Here is a 16,441-nt window from a genome sequence, read left to right on the forward strand (position 1 = left end):
AGTAAAGGTGTAGAGGATCGCGTCGCCGGCCTTTCGGCTTCACCGGAAAGTTTATACAATGAAAAGAATTTCATTGAATAAAACGGCGCAATGTCCAAGCTCCCCGAATCAGTATTGGCAGGCCGCCTCACTACCCTGCAGCAGCGCCCCATCGCCCAAGCCACACGCGACCGCCTTGCACAGGCCTTGCTCGACTGGTTCACGGCCGGCTGGTCGGGCAGCCCGATGCCAATGGCGGCGACGATGCGGGCACTGGCTGCCGACACGATGCCAGGCGAAGGGCCGGCGGCGGTATTCGGCGGCGGCACGATGACACCGCCCGGCGCGGCATTCGCGAATGCCGCCATCGCGCATCTGCGGGAGATCGACGATGCCCATCGTGCCGCGATGCTGCATCCGGGCGTGATTGCGATCTCGCCGGTGCTGGCGCTTGCAGCGGGCGGCAACCTGAGCCAACGGCGCGTGGCCGATGCGATCGTGGCCGGCTACGAAGTTGCACTGCGCATCGGCGAGGCGCTCGGCACCGGGCATGCAGCGAAGTTCCATGCCACGGCCACGGCCGGAGCGGTTGGCGCAGCCGCCGCGGTTGGCGTGGCGCTGGGGCTCGATACGGAACAGTTGCATCACGCAATGGGTATCGGCGCCACGCAGGCCGCGGGGCTATGGCAGCTGATCGACGATGACGCGCACGAATCCAAATCGCTGCATCCTGCGTTTGCGGTGCGCAATGGCATCCATGCCGCATTCGCGGCGCGTGCCGGCTTGCCTGGCGCGCGGGCCTTTGTCACAGGCGCGCGCGGACTCTACGCGCTGTTGTCGGCCGACGGACCACTGCAGGCACTGAGCAACGATCTCGACGGTCCCGAGCGCATCAACACCGCCACCATCAAGGCGTGGCCGTGTTGCGCGCAACTGTTCACGCCGCTCGATGCCACACGTGCGCTGCTCGATGAGCACCGCTTCGTGCCCGAGGATATCGTGTCGGTGGAGATCGAGATCTTCCCTCATGCGCTCAAGATCGCCGGAGTGGTGTGGCCAGCCAAGCCGGCGGAAACCTGTTTCTCGCTGCGCTACGTGGTGGCTACGCTGCTGTTGCGCGGCAAGCTCGGCATCGAGGACATGGAGACGCCTGCGCTTGATTCGATGGCGCTGCTGGCCTTGGCCGAGCGCATCAAGGTGACTACCAGCGAGGTATTCCAGCAGGCGTTTCCGCAGAAGCGCCCGGCGTCCGTGCGCATTACGCTGCGTGATGGTCGGCAGGTCGAAGCGTTGCGCGAACTGCGTCGCGGGGATCCGGAAGATCCTTACGACTGGCCGGCGCTGCAGGCGCGCATGCGCGCGTTCGCACCGGCCATGGATGACCATGCCGCGCAACGCGTGGCTGGCTGGTGCGCGGGCTTTGCCGACGCGGAACGCGACAGTGAACCCTGCAACGTGCCGCCGTCACTGTTCAGCGCGCCAGCGCAGGCTGCGCGCTGAAGCCTTGAAGCGCCAGCTCGCGGCGCACGACATCGACGGCATGGAGCTGTTGGGCGTCGCCGAAGCGCGACGCCAGGCCAATGACGACCACGGCGCCCAGGAAGCCGCTGTCGCTGTCGAACACGGGCAATGCCACCGAGGTCATCTCGGCCACGCGTTCCGAGCGCGTCATCGCGTATCCCTTCGTGCGGATCTCGGCGGCTAGCGGCGTATCGTCGCCCGTAAACACCTTCAACACATGCGCCGACGAGCCGCCATCGGCCAGCCGCAGGCGGGTGCCTACCTCCACGTGGTGGCGGACCTCTTTCGAGGTGTTCTCGCGGTACAGGCAGATGCGTTCGTCGTTGCTGCGCACATAAAACGCCACGGTCTCGCCGGTCTCGCGCATGGTGTTGTGCAACACCGGCTGGATCCGCGTGCCCAGGTCGAACGTGCTGCGATAGAGCATGCCCATATGCAACAGCGCGGGGCCGGGCGCATACAAGCCGCTCTCGAACCGGTGGATCATGCGCGCGCGCGTCAGCACCCCCAGCAGGCGCAGCAGCGTGGCCTTGTCCAGCCCGGTGCTTTCCGCGAGCTCGCGCAGCGACAGGCGCAGGCGATCTTCCCGGAAGCTCTCAAGGATCGATATGCCGCGCTCCAGCACGCCAGGTGGCGGCTTTGGGGCGCTGCTCGCGTCCGGGGTGTCGGTCATATCGTGGGTGTCTTCAATTGCCAGAGGCTTCTTGGTACGTGATGTACGTGACGTGTTCATGGTTCTTGTGTGCGTTTGTCGCGTTATCCCTGCTTGACACGGAATTCGCAGCTTTCTATAGTTTTATTCATTAAAACACGATTTCATTCAATGAAACAATAAGAAAGAAGCGGATGGCAGCCGCCTTCGCTGGAGACAATTGTCGCTGATCGTGCGCCCCGTGCCTCATGTGCGTGGACGTGGTCAGCGCAGCAACCGTGAGCCTCAGTTGATGCAAGCCGGTAGTGATGCTTTTCTTGAAGTCCTGGCCGGGATCGCCGGCCGCTCCAATGTGCTGACGTCCGACGCCGATACGGCGCGCTATACGGCCGACTGGCGCCGTAGCTTCCCAGGCGCCGCGCGCGCCGTGGTACGGCCCGGCAACACGCAAGAGGTGGCGCAAGTGGTGGCCGCATGCGCTGCGCATGGCGTGCCGGTGGTGCCGCAAGGCGGCAATACCGGGTTGGTGGGCGGCTCCACGCCGGACGCCTCGCGCACCGAGGTCGTGCTGAGTCTCGATCGCATGACCGCAGTGCGTCGCGTCGACCGGCTCGACAACACCCTGACGCTCGAAGCCGGGTGCACGGTGCTGCAGGCCCAGGAGCTGGCCAGTGCCGAAGGGCGCCTGTTTCCGCTGTCATTGGCATCGGAAGGCAGTGCGACGGTTGGCGGAGTGCTGGCCACCAACGCGGGCGGCGAGCAGGTGCTGCGCTATGGCAATACCCGTGACCTGACGCTTGGCATCGAAGTGGTCACCGCCGACGGACGAGTGCTCGACAGCCTTGTCGGCCTGCGCAAGGACAACACCGGCTACGACCTCAAGCAACTGTTTATCGGCAGCGAAGGCACGCTGGGCATTGTCACCGCCGCCACGTTCCGCCTGTTCGCGCAGCCGCGTAGCACGGTGACCGGCTGGATGGCGGTGCGCGATCCACAGGCCGCCGTGGAGATGCTGACCCGACTCGTCGATGCGGTGGGCGAGCGCGTTACCGCGTTCGAACTGATCGGGCATGAAGCGCTGTCGCAGGTGCTGGCCCATCCGCTGCAAGGCATGCGCGACCCTCTGCCTGGCGGGCATCGATGGGCGGTGCTGTTCGATGTCTCCGAAACCTCGGCACGGCTCGACCCGCGTCCGGTCGTGGAAGAGGTGCTGGCAGACGCGCTGGGCGATGGCCTGCTCATCGATGCGGTGCTGGCCGAGTCGGCGCGGCAGGCGCACGACCTGTGGGCCTTGCGCGATCATGTTCCGGAGGCCCAACGCCTGTGCGGCCCGTCGATCAAGCACGATATCTCGGTGGCCACGTCACGCATTCCGGAGTTCATTGCCGCAGCCGCGGACGCGCTGGAACTGGCCATGCCCGGTATCCGCGTGGTCTGTTTCGGCCATGTGGGCGACGGCAACCTGCACTACAACCAGAGCAAGCCGCTGGAGATGTCCGACGCCGACTTCCGTGCGCGCGAGGACGAGATCCACGACATCGTTCATGCGGTGGCGGCGCGCATGCATGGGTCGATCTCCGCGGAGCACGGCATCGGCCGGCTCAAGCAAGCCGCGCTGCTGCAATACAAGTCGCCGGTGGCGCTGGACCTGATGGCGCGCATCAAGCACGCGCTGGACCCCGTCAACCTCTTCAATCCCGGACGCGTGCTGCCGCGTGAGCGCATCAGCCAGAGCGTCACATCCGCTGCTTGCACCCAGACTCATTCCACCCAGACCCTTTCCACCCAGATCCTGTCCCGGTAAAACTTCCATGCCCGTATCCGTATTCGACATGCAATCGCTCCAGCATCTCTGGGGCACCGACGAACTGCGCGCGATCTTCTCGGAAGAGAATCGCGTACAGAAGTGGCTCGACTTCGAGGCGGCGCTGGCACTGGCACAGGCCGAGCTTGGAATCATTCCCGAGGCCGCCGCGCGCGACATCGCCGCGCAAGCCAAGGTGGAGAACATCGACCTCGCGAAGATGTCCGCCGAAATCCGCCGTATCAAGCATTCGCTGGTGCCGGCCCTGAAGCAGTTGCAGGGATGCTGCGCGCGCGAGCATGGCGAATGGGTGCACTTTGGCGCTACCACGCAGGATGTGGTCGATACCGGCGTGGCTTTGCAGCTCAAGGAATTCCACACCGTAGTGCTGCGCGACATGAAGGCCGTGGGCACGGAGCTGGCACGACTTGCCCAGGCGCATCGCGACACCCCAATGGCCGGCCGCACGCACGGTGTGCAGGCGCTGCCGATCACGTTTGGCCATAAGTGCGCGATCTGGCTCGATGAACTGGGCCGCCATCACGAGCGGCTCAAGCAATGTGAATCGCGCGTGCTGGTGGGCATGGTCGCTGGCGCGGTGGGCAGCCAGGCGTCGCTCGGTGTGCAGGCCGAGGAAGTCGAGCGCCGCACGCTGGCAAAGCTCGGGCTTGGCACGCCTGCCATCAGCTGGGCGCCGGCGCGCGACCGCTTCACGGAGTATGCATTGCTGCTGGCGATGATCGGCACCACGCTGTCGAAGATCGGCAACGAGCTGTTCAATATGCAACGTAACGAGTTTGCCGAAGTCGAGGAGGCGTTCTCGGAAGGCAAGCTCGGTTCATCGACGATGCCGCACAAGCGCAACCCGACCTCGGCCGAGAACCTGGCCGGCCTGTCGCGGCCGCTGCGCTACAACGCCACGATGATGCTCGAAGGCATGGTGCAGGAAGGCGAGCGCGACGGCATTGCATGGAAGATGGAATGGAAGGCGCTACCCGAGTGCTGCCTGATTGCCGGTGCCATGCTGTTCCAGGCCAGGAACCTGCTGGCGGGCCTGCGTGTGGATACCGGTGTGATGGCCGGCAATCTCGATCGCATGCGTGGCTACCTGCTGTCCGAGCATGTGATGCTTGAACTCGGTGCGCGCGTGGGAAAGCAGACTGCCCATGAATGGATCTACGAAGCGTCGATGCATGGCATCACCAACAAACTCGATTTTGCCGAAGCAATGCGCGGGCACCAGCATCTGGCCGAGGTGCTCGGTGAAGCGGAAATCGTGCGCCTGACCGACCCGGCCGGATATCTCGGCCAATGCGGGGCATCGGTGGATCGCGTGGTGGCGCAGCAGCACGACGATTGGCTCGGCCGCTGACCCCGGGCACATCGCACAAAATAAAACAGATCGGAGACAACAGACCATGGCAACTTCCGGGCGTGACGCGCCACGACGTTCATCGGGATGGCTGATTGGGGCGGCTTTCGTCTTGCTATGCAGTGTGATGCCGCTGGCAAATTCCGCACAGCCTGCCTATCCCGACCAGCCAATCAAGCTGGTGGTGGGTTTTCCGCCCGGCGGTGGCGGTGATCTCTATGGCCGGCTGATTGCCACCGCCATGAGCAAGACACTGGGCCAGACCGTGGTGGTGGACAACCGTGCGGGGGCGGGCGGCAATATTGCCGCGGACATCGTTGCCAAGGCCAAGCCGGATGGGTACACGATCCTGCTGGCCATGAGCGGCAACCTGGCGGTGTCGCCGGCCCTCAAGCCTGCCGCGCTGCCTTACAAGGTACCTGACGACTTCGCGCCAATCGGGTTGATCCTCGAAGCACCGCACGGTCTGTTTGTACCCGCCAACTCGAAGTTCAAGGATGCCAAGGCCGTGCTGGCCGCCGCGAAAGCGCAGAAGCTCAGTTTCGCGTCGACGGGCACCGGTGGCGCCGCGCATATCGGCATGGAGATGATCAAGCAGCGTGCCGGCGTGGAGATGCTCCACGTGCCTTACAAGGGCTCGGGCCCGGCCATCACCGACCTGATCGGTGGCCAGGTCGATACGTTCTTTGCCACGGCGTCGCCGCTGATGGGCCAGGTCCGGCAGGGCCAGTTGCGCGTGCTGGCATTGACGGGGCCGCAACGCAATCCGGCGCTGCCCGATGTGCCGACGTTCAAGGAACTTGGTGTCGATGTGGTGGTGACGCAATGGTATGGCCTGGTAGCGCCTGCCGGTACGCCGCCGGCCATCGTGAAGACGCTGTCCGAGCATCTGACGCGTGCGCTGGCACAGCCCGAGGTGCAGCAGGCCATCCGCAAGGATGCCGCGATGGAGCGCAACCTGCCGCTCGACGCGTTCCGCCGCTATATCGTCGAAGACATCGCGCGGTACAAAAGCGCCGCCACCCCCGAACTGCTGACCCAGCTCGGCCAATAGACTCCGGATGCACGCATGACAATGTTTGAGACCCTGATTTCCGCAACCCAGCTGGCCGAAGCCATCGACCAAGCGGCGCCAGGCCAACTGGTGGTCCTCGATTGCAGCTTTGAACTTGGCGACCCGCAGGCGGGCCACCGCACGTTCGCGTCGGGCCATGTTCCCGGTGCGCACTATATCCATCTCGAGGATACGCTCAGCGCCCCGAAGACTGGCAGTAATGGACGTCACCCGTTGCCGGAACCCAATGGCTTCGTACGTGCGCTGGCATCGCTTGGCGTCAGCAACGACACCCAGGTGGTGGCCTACGACAATGCCGGCGGCATGTATGCGTCACGGCTCTGGTGGATGCTGCGCTGGGTGGGGCACCAGGCCGTGGCGGTGCTCGACGGGGGACTGGCGGCGTGGCAAGCCGCGGGTTTGCCGGTCACGCAGGATGCCGGACAGCCGGCACAGGCGGGAGGTCTGTCGCGCCGCGCATCGCGGGTACGGACCGTCGACTACGCCGAGGTGCTGGCGAACCTCGACAGTGGCGCACGTCTGGTCATCGACGCCCGGGCTCCCGATCGGTATCGGGGCGAGAATGAGACCATCGACCCGGTTGGCGGCCATATTCCGGGCGCGCGCAATCGGCTGTTCCGCGACAACCTTGGCGCCGACGGCAGGTTCAAGCCCGCGGCCCAGCTGCGCGACGAACTCAGCCAGATGATCGGTGCTCGCAGCCCTGCCGAACTGGTAAGCCAGTGCGGCTCGGGCGTGACCGCATGCCACAACCTGCTGGCGCTGGAAGTGGCCGGCCTGCCGGGCGCGGCGCTCTATCCGGGGTCGTGGAGCGAATGGTGCGCGCAGCCCGGCGCACGTATTGCCACGGGCGCAGCCGCCTGAGTCCGTCAACATGTCCGCTGCCATGCATCCTCACAGTGCCCATTGGGGCGTGTTCTCCGCACGCTGGCAAGATGGCGAACTGACCGTTCAACCGCACCCGGGCGATCCCGATCCGAATCCGCTGATCGACAACTTTACCAATGCACTGCGCCACCCGGTGCGTGTCACCATGCCGATGGTAAGGCGTGGCTGGTTAGAGGACGGGCCAGGACCCGACACGCGGCGCGGCAGCGACACGTATGTGCCGATGGCGTGGGATGAAGTACTCGACCGTATCGCCGCCGAACTGGATCGGGTCAATCAGCGGCATGGCGCGCAGGCCGTCTTCGGTGGCTCCTATGGATGGTCCAGTGCCGGTCGCTTTCATCACGCGCAAAGCCAGGTGCACCGCTTCCTCAATACGTCGATCGGCGGCTATGTGCGCTCGGTCAACAGCTACAGTGCCGGGGCCTCGGCGGTAATCCTGCCGCATATCCTGGGTACCATGGACGATGTGGCGCGGCGCAACGTGACCTGGGAACAGATCGTCGAACACAGCGACGTGGTGCTGGCGTTCGGCGGCATGGCACTCAAGAACTCGCGTGTCGCCAGCGGTGGCATCAGCCGCCATATCGAACGGGAATCCATGCAGCAGGCGGCACGGCGCGGTTGCCGGTTTGTGTCGATCAGCCCGCTGCGCACCGATTTTCCGGGCGAGGCCAATGCGCAGTGGCTGGCAGCGCGGCCCAATACCGATACCGCGCTGATGCTTGGGCTGGTGCACGAACTGGTGCGGCAGGACCTGCATGACCGTGCCTTTATCGACCGCTATTGCGACGGCTGGCCGGCGTTCGAGGATTACCTGATGGGGCGTGGCGATGGCGTGCCCAAGACGGCGACATGGGCGGCTTCGGTCTGCGGTTTGCCGGCGCAACAGATCGTCGAACTGGCGGCCAGCCTGCCGGGCAAGCGCGTGCTGGTGGTGGTCGCCCATTCATTGCAACGCGCTGAGCACGGCGAGCAACCGGTCTGGATGGGCGCGGTGCTGGCGGCGGTGCTGGGCCAGATCGGCCTGCCCGGAGGAGGCTACAACTATGCGCTTGGCACGCTGGCGCACTATGGCAAGCGCACCAACGCGGTTCCGGTTGCCGCGTTGCCGCAGGGCACCAATGGCGTCAAGGACTTCATTCCGGTCGCGCGTATCTCCGACATGCTGCTGCATCCCGGCGAGGCGTTCGACTACAACGGACAGCGGCGCACCTATCCGCATATCCGGCTGGCGTACTGGGCCGGTGGCAATCCGTTCCATCACCATCAGGATCTCCAACGCTTGAGCCGCGCATTCCAGACGCTCGATACGTTTATCGTCCACGAGATCGGCTGGACCGCGACCGCGCGGCATGCGGATATCGTCCTGCCATGCACGATGACGCTGGAGCGCGAAGACATCGGCGCGGCACCCACCGATCCGTTGATGGTGGCCATGCATCGCATTGCCGAACCGCATGGGCTGGCACGCGACGACTACGATATCTTTGCAGACCTGGCCGAACGGCTCGGCGCGCGCGAAGCGTTTACCGAAGGTCGCACCAGCGGCCAATGGCTACGCCATCTGTACGAGAGAACACGCAACGCGCTGGTCGAGCGTGCCCTGGACGCGCCTGACTTCGATACCTTCTGGGCGCGCGGTGAACTGATGCTGCCCCAGCAGGACGACGATGGCGGCATCCTGCGCGCATTCCGCGACGATCCGGACGGGCGGCCATTGCCCACGCCAAGCGGCAAGGTCCAGCTTTCGTCGCCAACGATCGCGGGCTTCAACTATGCGGATTGTCCCGGGCATCCCGCCTGGTTGCCGGCCACGGATGGCCCGACCGATGCGCATCCGTTGGTGCTGGTCTCGAACCAGCCAGCCACGCGGCTGCATAGCCAGCTCGATTTCGGTGCGCATAGCGTGAGCGAGAAACGCGATGCACGCGAGGTCTGCCGCCTGAATCCGGCTGACGCCAGCGCACGTGGCATAGCGGACGGCGACCTCGTGCGTCTCTACAACGCACGCGGCGCATGCCTGGCCAGTGCCATGCTGTCCGATGCGGTGATGGTGGGTGTGGTGCAGTTGCCGACCGGCGCCTGGTATGACCCGGCTACCGATGGCAATGGCGAGCCGCTGTGCGCGCATGGCAATCCCAATGTACTGACACGCGACAAAGGCACGTCGTCGCTGGCGCAGGGCTGCACCGGGCAATTGACGGCAGTGCAGGTGGAGCGCTTCGGCGAGCAGCCGCCGCCGGTGCGCGCGTTCGAGCCACCGGCTACGGTAGCTGCCTGAAACTGCATGCGGGGCACGCTAGCGCAGCGTGCCCCAATGATTGGTAACGCGCAACAGCGAGGCGTGTGGTCCGAACTCGCCGAGGCCGCTCGACAGTTGCTCGGCCGCCTCGCATACGGGGGCGGCCAGGTCGCGCAGCCGTGCCGGACGTAGGCGGGTATCGGGTCCCGAGATACCGAGCGCGGCGATTACCGTACCGGTGCCATCGAAGATCGGCGCGGCCAGCCCGTTCACGCCCGTACGCCATTCGCCGCGGTTGACCGCATAGCCGGCGCGGCGCACCCGCTGCATCTCCTGCAGGAATGCGTCGGGGTCGGTAATTGTGCGCGAGGTGGCTGCGCTGAGGTCCTGCGAGATCTCTTCGAGCCACTGCGGATTCCGGAAGGCAAGCATGGCCTTGCCGGTGGCCACGCAATGCGCCTGCGAACGGCCGCCAATCTGGCTGTAGGCGCGAATCGGATTGGGGCATTCCACCTTATGCACATAGACCACTTCCCGCCCGTCCAGCACGGAAAGGTGCACCGATTCCCCGGTGGATTGCATCAGCGTCTCCATCAATGCATCGGCATGCCGGCGCAGGTCGAAACTCCACAGCGCCGCCGAACCGAGTTCCCACAGCTTGATCGACACGGTATAGCTCGCCGGCGGCACACGCACCACGTAATGCTCGTCGACCAGCGCCTGCAGCAGCCGATGCGCGCCGCTCTTGGGCATGCCCGCGACGTTGGCGAGTTCGCTCACACCAATCGGCTTGCCATGGCGCGCCATGATGTCGAGCAGGTGAAGACCTTTGATCAGCGTGTTGTTCATGGCACGGAGCATCCAACGCCCGGCATGGTGCGGGCAACTGTTCCACAGTTTAGAACACCAGCGTCAAAATAAGGAACGGTTCTAGACTCGGTTCAACGTCATGCAACCCGGCGACGACGAACAACTCTTTGACCATGACCGACATCCGAACCGAAGACCTGCCCCTGAGCGGCATCCGCGTGCTGGAGTTCTGCTCCGTTGCCGCCGGCCCGTTCTGCGCCATGCTGCTGGCCGACATGGGCGCCGAAGTGATCAAGATCGAGCCACCCGGCGGCGATACGCTGCGTAGCTGGCCACCGATCACCGCCGGCTTCAGCGAAAACTTCGCCTCGCTGAACCGCAACAAGCAATCCGTGGTGCTGGACCTCAAGCGCCGCGAAGACCTCGATGTAGCGCTGACATTGTGTGCGCAGGCCGACGTGGTGATCGAGAACAACCGGCCCGGCGTGATGGACCGCCTGGGTCTCGGATATGAACAACTGAGCCGCCTGCGGCCAGAGCTGGTGTATTGCTCGATCTCGGCCTACGGCCAGTCGGGTCCGCGCGCCGTGGAAGGCGGCTTCGACCTGACGATCCAGGCCGCAGCCGGTGTGATGAGCGTCACAGGCGATTCCGATGCCCCGGTCAAGTGCGGTGTGCCGGTCTCGGACTTCGCCTCCGGCCTGTATGGCGCATTCTCGATTGCCAGTGCCTTGCTCCAGGCACGGGCACGCAAGCGCGGCATGCATCTGGACGTGCCGATGTTTGGCTGCACGCTGGCCATCGGCGCATTGCAGACCAGCGAATACTTCGGTACCGGACGCAGCCCCGGCAAGCTCGGCTCCGCGCATCCGCGCAATGCGCCGTACCAGGCGTATCGCGCGGCCGACGGCTACTTTGCGATTGCGGCCGGCAATGACGGTCTTTGGCGCGCGGTATTGCGCGCGGTACAGATGGAAGCACTGGTCGACGATCCGCGCTTCCTGTCACCGACACTCCGGGCGCGCCATCAGGTGGAACTGAAGGACCTGCTCGAAGAAGTATTTGTAGGGCAGGGCGTGGACCACTGGATCGCGGTGTTTCGCGATGCCGGTGTGCCCCATTCGCGCATCAATGACTACGCGCAAGCGCTGGAAGATCCACAGGTGGATCACATGCGCTGGGTGCGGGACATCGAGCTGCCAGGGGGCACGCAGACGCGCACTTTCGCGTCGCCGGTGCGTATCGACGGTAAAGGCGTGCCGGTACGCAGCGCGCCGCCGGCACTGGGCGAACACTCGCAGGCCGTGCGCGATGCCGTCGGCCAAGTCCAAGCTCAAATCCAAGCCAATCCTCAGGAGTAAGCCATGCAGATTGCACCCAAGTCAGACCTCGACAGCCAGGCCTTGACGCGTTTTATCGCGCGGATGGACGACATCGTGGCCGATGCCAGCCAGCCAGAAGCCGCAACGCTGGAACGGGTTGGCCAGGCACTGGGCGAACTGGTGGCGCACGACGACTGGCTCGACCCGCAGTTCGCCGTGCCCCACCCCGAGTTCTACCGGCAATACCTGTTGCATGCCGATCCGGCGGACCGCTATAGCGTGGTCAGCTTCGTATGGGGGCCCGGCCAGAAGACGCCGATCCACGACCATTGCACCTGGGGTGCCATCGGCATGCTGCGTGGGGCGGAACTGGGGCAGGCGTACACGCGTAGCGAGGCGGGCCTGCTCGAGGCTGGCGAATCCGAACGGCTGGAACCGGGTGATGTGGCGTTTGTCTCGCCGGAGATTGGTGATATCCACGTGGTGCGCAATGCATTCGATGACCGGGTGTCGATCAGCATTCACGTCTATGGCACCGATATCGGCAAGCAGTCGCGCCATGTCTTCGACCCGGTTACTGGTGCCGTAAAGACGTTCATCTCGGGCTACGCCAATGTCGAGAGGGCCCCCGCATGAACGCGTCGCCATTGCTGCAACGCTGGGAAGGGGACATCTGTTACCTGACCCTGAACCGGCCGGAACAGGGCAATGCATTGTCCCGCGATCTGGTCGAGGCACTCGACGCGGCGCTGGATGCCTGTACGGCGCGCAACCCCTCCGCCGTGGTCATCGAAGGCGCCGGGCGTCATTTCTGTACCGGTTTCGACCTGTCCGGCCTGGCCGATGAGACCGACGACAGCCTGCTGGCGCGCTTCACGCGTATCGAATTGATGCTGCAGCGCGTGGCACGGGCGCCGTTTCACACGATTGCGGTAGCCCACGGTCGCGTGATGGGTGCCGGTGCCGATCTGTTTGCAGCGTGCGCCCAACGGGTAGTGGTCAGCGGCGCGAGTTTCGCGTTTCCAGGGGCGCTTGGCTTCGGGCTGGTACTCGGTAGCCGCAGGCTGGCCGCCTGTGTCGGCACACGGCGTGCGCGTGCGTGGATCGAGAGCGCGTGCGTGATCGGTGATGCCGAGGCGCTCTCGACGGGACTCGCGACCGATCGTATGGAGGGCACAGGCGCCATCAATCCCGCACCGAGCGCGTCGTCCGCGACAAGGGCAGGTGGCTTGCTCGACGACGCCATCGACGGCAATGCGGAGCTCGACGATGCGCGCGACCTGGCGGCGCTGGTGCGCTCGGCAGCCGCTGTCGGGTTGCAACAGCGGCTGCAGGACTATGTGGCAAGGCAGGCGCAGGCGCGCCAGGCCACTGGCACGCGCTAGCCGGACGACAGAGCCGGGCGTGACAGCATACGGAGGAGACACAGCATGAACTACGACATCAAGCGTATCGCCGCAGCGGTTTGCCTCGCCATCCCGGCGATGGTTACCGCAAGTGCCCATGCGCAGGGCGAAGGCCCATATCCGTCGAAGCCGATCCATCTGGTCGTGGGCTATGCGCCCGGCGGCGGCACCGACATCATGGCGCGGTTGATCGGCCAGCATATCGGCACCGCCCTGGGTCAGCCCGTGGTGGTCGACAACAAGCCCGGTGCAGGCCAGAACATCGCGGCGAGCTACGTGGCACGCTCACCGGCCGACGGTTACACGCTGTTCCTGAGTTCCAGCGCGTTGGCCGTGAATATCAGCCTCTACAGCAAGCTGGACTACGACCCGATCAAGAGCTTCGCGCCGGTGGCGGTGTTCGGGCAAAGCCCCAACCTGATGGTGGTGCCTTCCGCGCTGGGCGTCAGCACCGTCAGCGAATTCGTGGCCTATGCGAAGAAGAAAGGTGCCGATGGCGTGAACTTCTCGTCGTCGGGTGCCGGAAGCTCGCAGCATCTGGGCGGCGAACTGTTCCGGCAGGAAACCGGTATCAAAGCCAGCCATGTGCCCTACAAGGGCTCGGCGCCGTCGATCGTCGCCATCCTGAGCAACGAAGTGCAGTACACGTTTATCAACATTCCGTCGGTGATGGCCGTGAAGTCCAATGATCGCTTGCGCGTGCTGGCCATCACCAGCGCCAAGCGCTCGCCGCTGATGCCCAATGTGCCAACCATGACGGAGGCCGGCATGCCGCATATGACCATGGCGGCGTGGTACGGCATCCTGGCCCCGGCCGGCACGCCCGCGCCAATCGTCGCGCGCCTGAACGCGGCGATCAACAAGGCCGTGGCCGACCCGGCGTTCCGTGCGCGCATGCAGACCGACGGTGCCGAAACCATGTCCGAATCGCCCGAGTACTTCAAGCGTTTCCTGGCCGATGACATTGCGCGCTGGCGCGAGGTCGTGAAGGCCGGCAACGTGAAAGTTGAATGACCTGCAACACCCCCGCTTTTTCTTCCCTTCCCATTGTCAACAAGGCAACAAGGCAACAAGCCAACAAGGAGAATCCGCATGTCCATGTTCATGAACTGGCCCGATCTGCTGGGCACCCTCAAGCGTTCCTACAACCGCCTGGGCAACACCAATCCGAAGATGCTCGAAGCCTATCGCAACCTGGCGGCTGCGCAGGGCTCGAACGGGGCGCTAGATGCCAAGACACGCGAGCTGATTGCGATGGCCGTGGCGGTTACCACGCGCTGCGACGGCTGCATTTCGTCGCACGCCGCTGCGGCGGTCAAGGCCGGGGCAACCGAGGCCGAGATCAGCGATGCGCTGGGTACCGCGATTGCACTGAACGCCGGTGCCGCCTATGTCTACTCGCTGCGTGCGATGGAAGCGGTCAGCCAGCTCAAGGAAGCCGCCTGACGCATCTACGCACAGGTATCAATCAATCCGGAGGAGACAAGCATGGCAGCCTATGTAATCGACAGCGCCTTGTTCCGCGATCAGTTCAGTACCGCGCAGATGCGTGAGATCTTCAGCGATGAGCAAACGGTACAGCGTTGGCTCGATGTGGAGGCCGCGCTGGCGAAGGTGCAGGCACAGCTGGGGATCATTCCCCAGGGTGCCGCCGACGAAATCTGCGCCAAGGCGCGGGTCGAGCTGATCGACCTGCCAGACCTGAAGCGCGAGATGGACCGCACCAGCCACCCGATCGTGCCACTGCTGCGCGCCATGAAGAAGGTGTGCAGCGGCGATGCCGCCGAGTACATCCATTGGGGAGCCACCACACAGGACATCATCGACACCGGCACCATGCTGCAGGTGCGCGATGCGCTCGACATCATCGGCAAGCGCTATGCCGAGCTGGAAGGGCACCTTGTGAAGCTGGCGGAAAAGCATCGCGACCTGACCATGGTGGCACGCAGCCACGGCCAGCAGGCGTTGCCAATCACGTTTGGTTTCAAGGCCGCGGTATGGGTGGAAGAGATGCGCCGCAACCGCGAGCGCTTCGACGCCATGAAGCAGCGCGTGCTGGTGGGGCAGTTCTCTGGCGCGGTCGGTACGTTGGCGGCGCTGGGTGACAAGGGTATCGCGGTGCAGGAGGCATTGTTCGAGGAACTCGGCCTGGGCTGCCCGCGCATCCACTGGCATGTATCGCGCGACAGCATTGCCGAACTGGCGTGCGTACTGGCCATCTGTACCGGCACCATTGGCAAGATTGCGCACGAGGTGTACAGCCTGCAGAAGACCGAAACCGCCGAACTGGAAGAGCCGTTCGCGATGGGCAAGGTGGGCAGCAGCACCATGCCGCACAAGCGCAACCCTCCGACCTGCGAAACCGTGGTGGCACTGGCCCGCCTGGTCCGCAATACGGCCCCGATGGCGCTGGAATCGATCATGGCCGAGCACGAACGCGACAAGATCGTGCTGCAGACCGAGCGCGAGTTCATTTCGCGGCTGTGCTGCATGTGCGATGCGGCAGCCGTCAAGCTTGGCTACGTCTGCGCCAACCTGACGGTGCGTCCGGCCAATATGGAGAAGAACCTGTTTATCCAGCGTGGCCTGCTGATGTCGGAAGCGGTCATGATGGGCCTGAGCGACCGGCTTGGCCGGCAAGAGGCACACGAGATCGTCTATGAGGTGTGCATGGATGTGTTCGAGCGCGGCGGAGATTTTCGCGAGGCATTGCTGGCCAATCCAAAGGTGGCCGAGGGCATCGACGCGAAAACGATCGACCGCATGCTCGATCCGCATGGATATACAGGCATGGCCGGGGTGTTCGTGGATCGGGTGGTAGGGGCGGGGAGGGAGTGATGGTCACGGCAAGCGCGGTAGGGCTTGCTGTTTGAGGTGATGCGTCAAAAAGCATGTGCCCGGATAAGCCGGGCACATGCTTTTTCTAGGTTCTTCGCCGATCTGAGGGGGAGTTGGAAGTCGCGGACCCATAACGGTCCTCCGCAGACCGCCGAGTAAACGACCGGAGTCCGGTCCAACCTGGCCATCGATTGAAGCCTCACTTGCATAGCGAGTCGGTATTTCACGCTTTATCTCCGCGTCGTTGACGACGCGCATCAAAACGAGGCCTCCCACCGTTCCTGCATAGGCCGCTTTCGTTGCGCGAGAGGTGCTCGACGACTTTACGCTGTTCTGGCTCACGAACAGCGCGGCCTCGGCGGGGCGGCTCTACTTGGAGAACATGGGGAGCCTCCCCTTGTTCGCCGCAGCCCAACGGACTGCCGAGATCTCGCTGCCCGTTGCGGTGACGATATTTCCGGAAGATGTCTATCGATCGCCGGAGACCTGGACCCGGCGCGCCTATCGCAACCTGATCTACTTCCACGAA

At 64.5% G+C, this 16,441-nt stretch carries 14 protein-coding genes and 1 pseudogene; 13 read left to right on the forward strand and 2 right to left on the reverse strand.

Annotation, left to right across the window (positions count from 1 at the left end; all coding sequences use genetic code 11):
- Positions 1–90: 90 nt before the first annotated feature.
- On the forward strand, positions 91–1,479 hold the full coding sequence (locus ACO550_RS08455; RefSeq protein WP_315593468.1) for an MmgE/PrpD family protein: 1,389 nt from the start codon (positions 91–93) through the stop codon (positions 1,477–1,479).
- On the opposite strand, the gene ACO550_RS08460 is transcribed toward ACO550_RS08455, so the two are convergent.
- A complete protein-coding gene (locus ACO550_RS08460; RefSeq protein WP_315593467.1) occupies positions 1,451–2,233 on the reverse strand; it encodes an IclR family transcriptional regulator domain-containing protein in 783 nt (260 codons plus the stop codon). The genes ACO550_RS08455 and ACO550_RS08460 overlap by 29 nt on opposite strands.
- Before the next feature lie 211 nt (positions 2,234–2,444).
- On the opposite strand from ACO550_RS08460, the gene ACO550_RS08465 reads away from it, so the two are divergent.
- Genes ACO550_RS08465 through ACO550_RS08485 form a run of 5 tightly spaced genes read left to right on the forward strand, consistent with a single transcriptional unit; the run spans position 2,445 to position 9,575 of the window.
- Entirely contained in the window at positions 2,445–3,956 is a 1,512-nt protein-coding gene (locus ACO550_RS08465) for an FAD-linked oxidase C-terminal domain-containing protein (protein ID WP_315593587.1), read from the forward strand.
- A 7-nt stretch (positions 3,957–3,963) separates the two neighbouring features.
- Positions 3,964–5,328 (forward strand): adenylosuccinate lyase, encoded by a 1,365-nt coding sequence (purB, locus tag ACO550_RS08470; protein WP_315593466.1) that lies wholly within the window; start codon positions 3,964–3,966, stop codon positions 5,326–5,328.
- 46 nt (positions 5,329–5,374) lie between these two features.
- Positions 5,375–6,382, forward strand: coding sequence for a tripartite tricarboxylate transporter substrate binding protein (locus tag ACO550_RS08475; protein ID WP_315593465.1), 1,008 nt, complete (start codon positions 5,375–5,377; stop codon positions 6,380–6,382).
- 21 nt (positions 6,383–6,403) lie between these two features.
- Positions 6,404–7,267: a rhodanese-like domain-containing protein gene (locus tag ACO550_RS08480; protein ID WP_315593586.1), complete on the forward strand. Its 864-nt coding sequence runs from the start codon at positions 6,404–6,406 to the stop codon at positions 7,265–7,267.
- A gap of 10 nt (positions 7,268–7,277) precedes the next feature.
- Positions 7,278–9,575, forward strand: coding sequence for a molybdopterin guanine dinucleotide-containing S/N-oxide reductase (locus tag ACO550_RS08485; RefSeq protein WP_315593464.1), 2,298 nt, complete (start codon positions 7,278–7,280; stop codon positions 9,573–9,575).
- 18 nt (positions 9,576–9,593) lie between these two features.
- On the opposite strand, the gene ACO550_RS08490 is transcribed toward ACO550_RS08485, so the two are convergent.
- The gene (locus ACO550_RS08490; protein ID WP_315593463.1) at positions 9,594–10,385 is read right to left on the reverse strand and encodes an IclR family transcriptional regulator domain-containing protein; all 792 of its coding nucleotides are present in this window, start codon (positions 10,383–10,385) and stop codon (positions 9,594–9,596) included.
- A gap of 134 nt (positions 10,386–10,519) precedes the next feature.
- Here ACO550_RS08490 and ACO550_RS08495 point away from each other — a divergent pair, with 134 nt between their 5' ends.
- From ACO550_RS08495 to ACO550_RS08525, 7 genes and pseudogenes are all read left to right on the forward strand, one after another.
- The gene (locus ACO550_RS08495) at positions 10,520–11,707 is read left to right on the forward strand and encodes a CoA transferase (protein WP_315593462.1); all 1,188 of its coding nucleotides are present in this window, start codon (positions 10,520–10,522) and stop codon (positions 11,705–11,707) included.
- A gap of 3 nt (positions 11,708–11,710) precedes the next feature.
- Positions 11,711–12,304: a cysteine dioxygenase family protein gene (locus tag ACO550_RS08500; RefSeq protein ID WP_485994578.1), complete on the forward strand. Its 594-nt coding sequence runs from the start codon at positions 11,711–11,713 to the stop codon at positions 12,302–12,304.
- Positions 12,301–13,053 (forward strand): enoyl-CoA hydratase/isomerase family protein, encoded by a 753-nt coding sequence (locus tag ACO550_RS08505; protein ID WP_315593461.1) that lies wholly within the window; start codon positions 12,301–12,303, stop codon positions 13,051–13,053. The genes ACO550_RS08500 and ACO550_RS08505 overlap by 4 nt, the downstream gene beginning before the upstream one ends.
- A 45-nt stretch (positions 13,054–13,098) precedes the next feature.
- The gene (locus ACO550_RS08510) at positions 13,099–14,088 is read left to right on the forward strand and encodes a tripartite tricarboxylate transporter substrate-binding protein (protein ID WP_315593460.1); all 990 of its coding nucleotides are present in this window, start codon (positions 13,099–13,101) and stop codon (positions 14,086–14,088) included.
- Positions 14,089–14,172: 84 nt separating this feature from the next.
- Positions 14,173–14,520: a carboxymuconolactone decarboxylase family protein gene (locus ACO550_RS08515; protein ID WP_315593584.1), complete on the forward strand. Its 348-nt coding sequence runs from the start codon at positions 14,173–14,175 to the stop codon at positions 14,518–14,520.
- A 42-nt stretch (positions 14,521–14,562) separates the two neighbouring features.
- Positions 14,563–15,912 (forward strand): adenylosuccinate lyase, encoded by a 1,350-nt coding sequence (gene purB / locus ACO550_RS08520; RefSeq protein ID WP_315593459.1) that lies wholly within the window; start codon positions 14,563–14,565, stop codon positions 15,910–15,912.
- A 310-nt stretch (positions 15,913–16,222) separates the two neighbouring features.
- Positions 16,223–16,441: pseudogene (locus ACO550_RS08525) on the forward strand (epoxide hydrolase); the annotation flags it as partial.

The sequence above is a fragment of the Cupriavidus sp. genome (genome assembly GCF_057315035.1).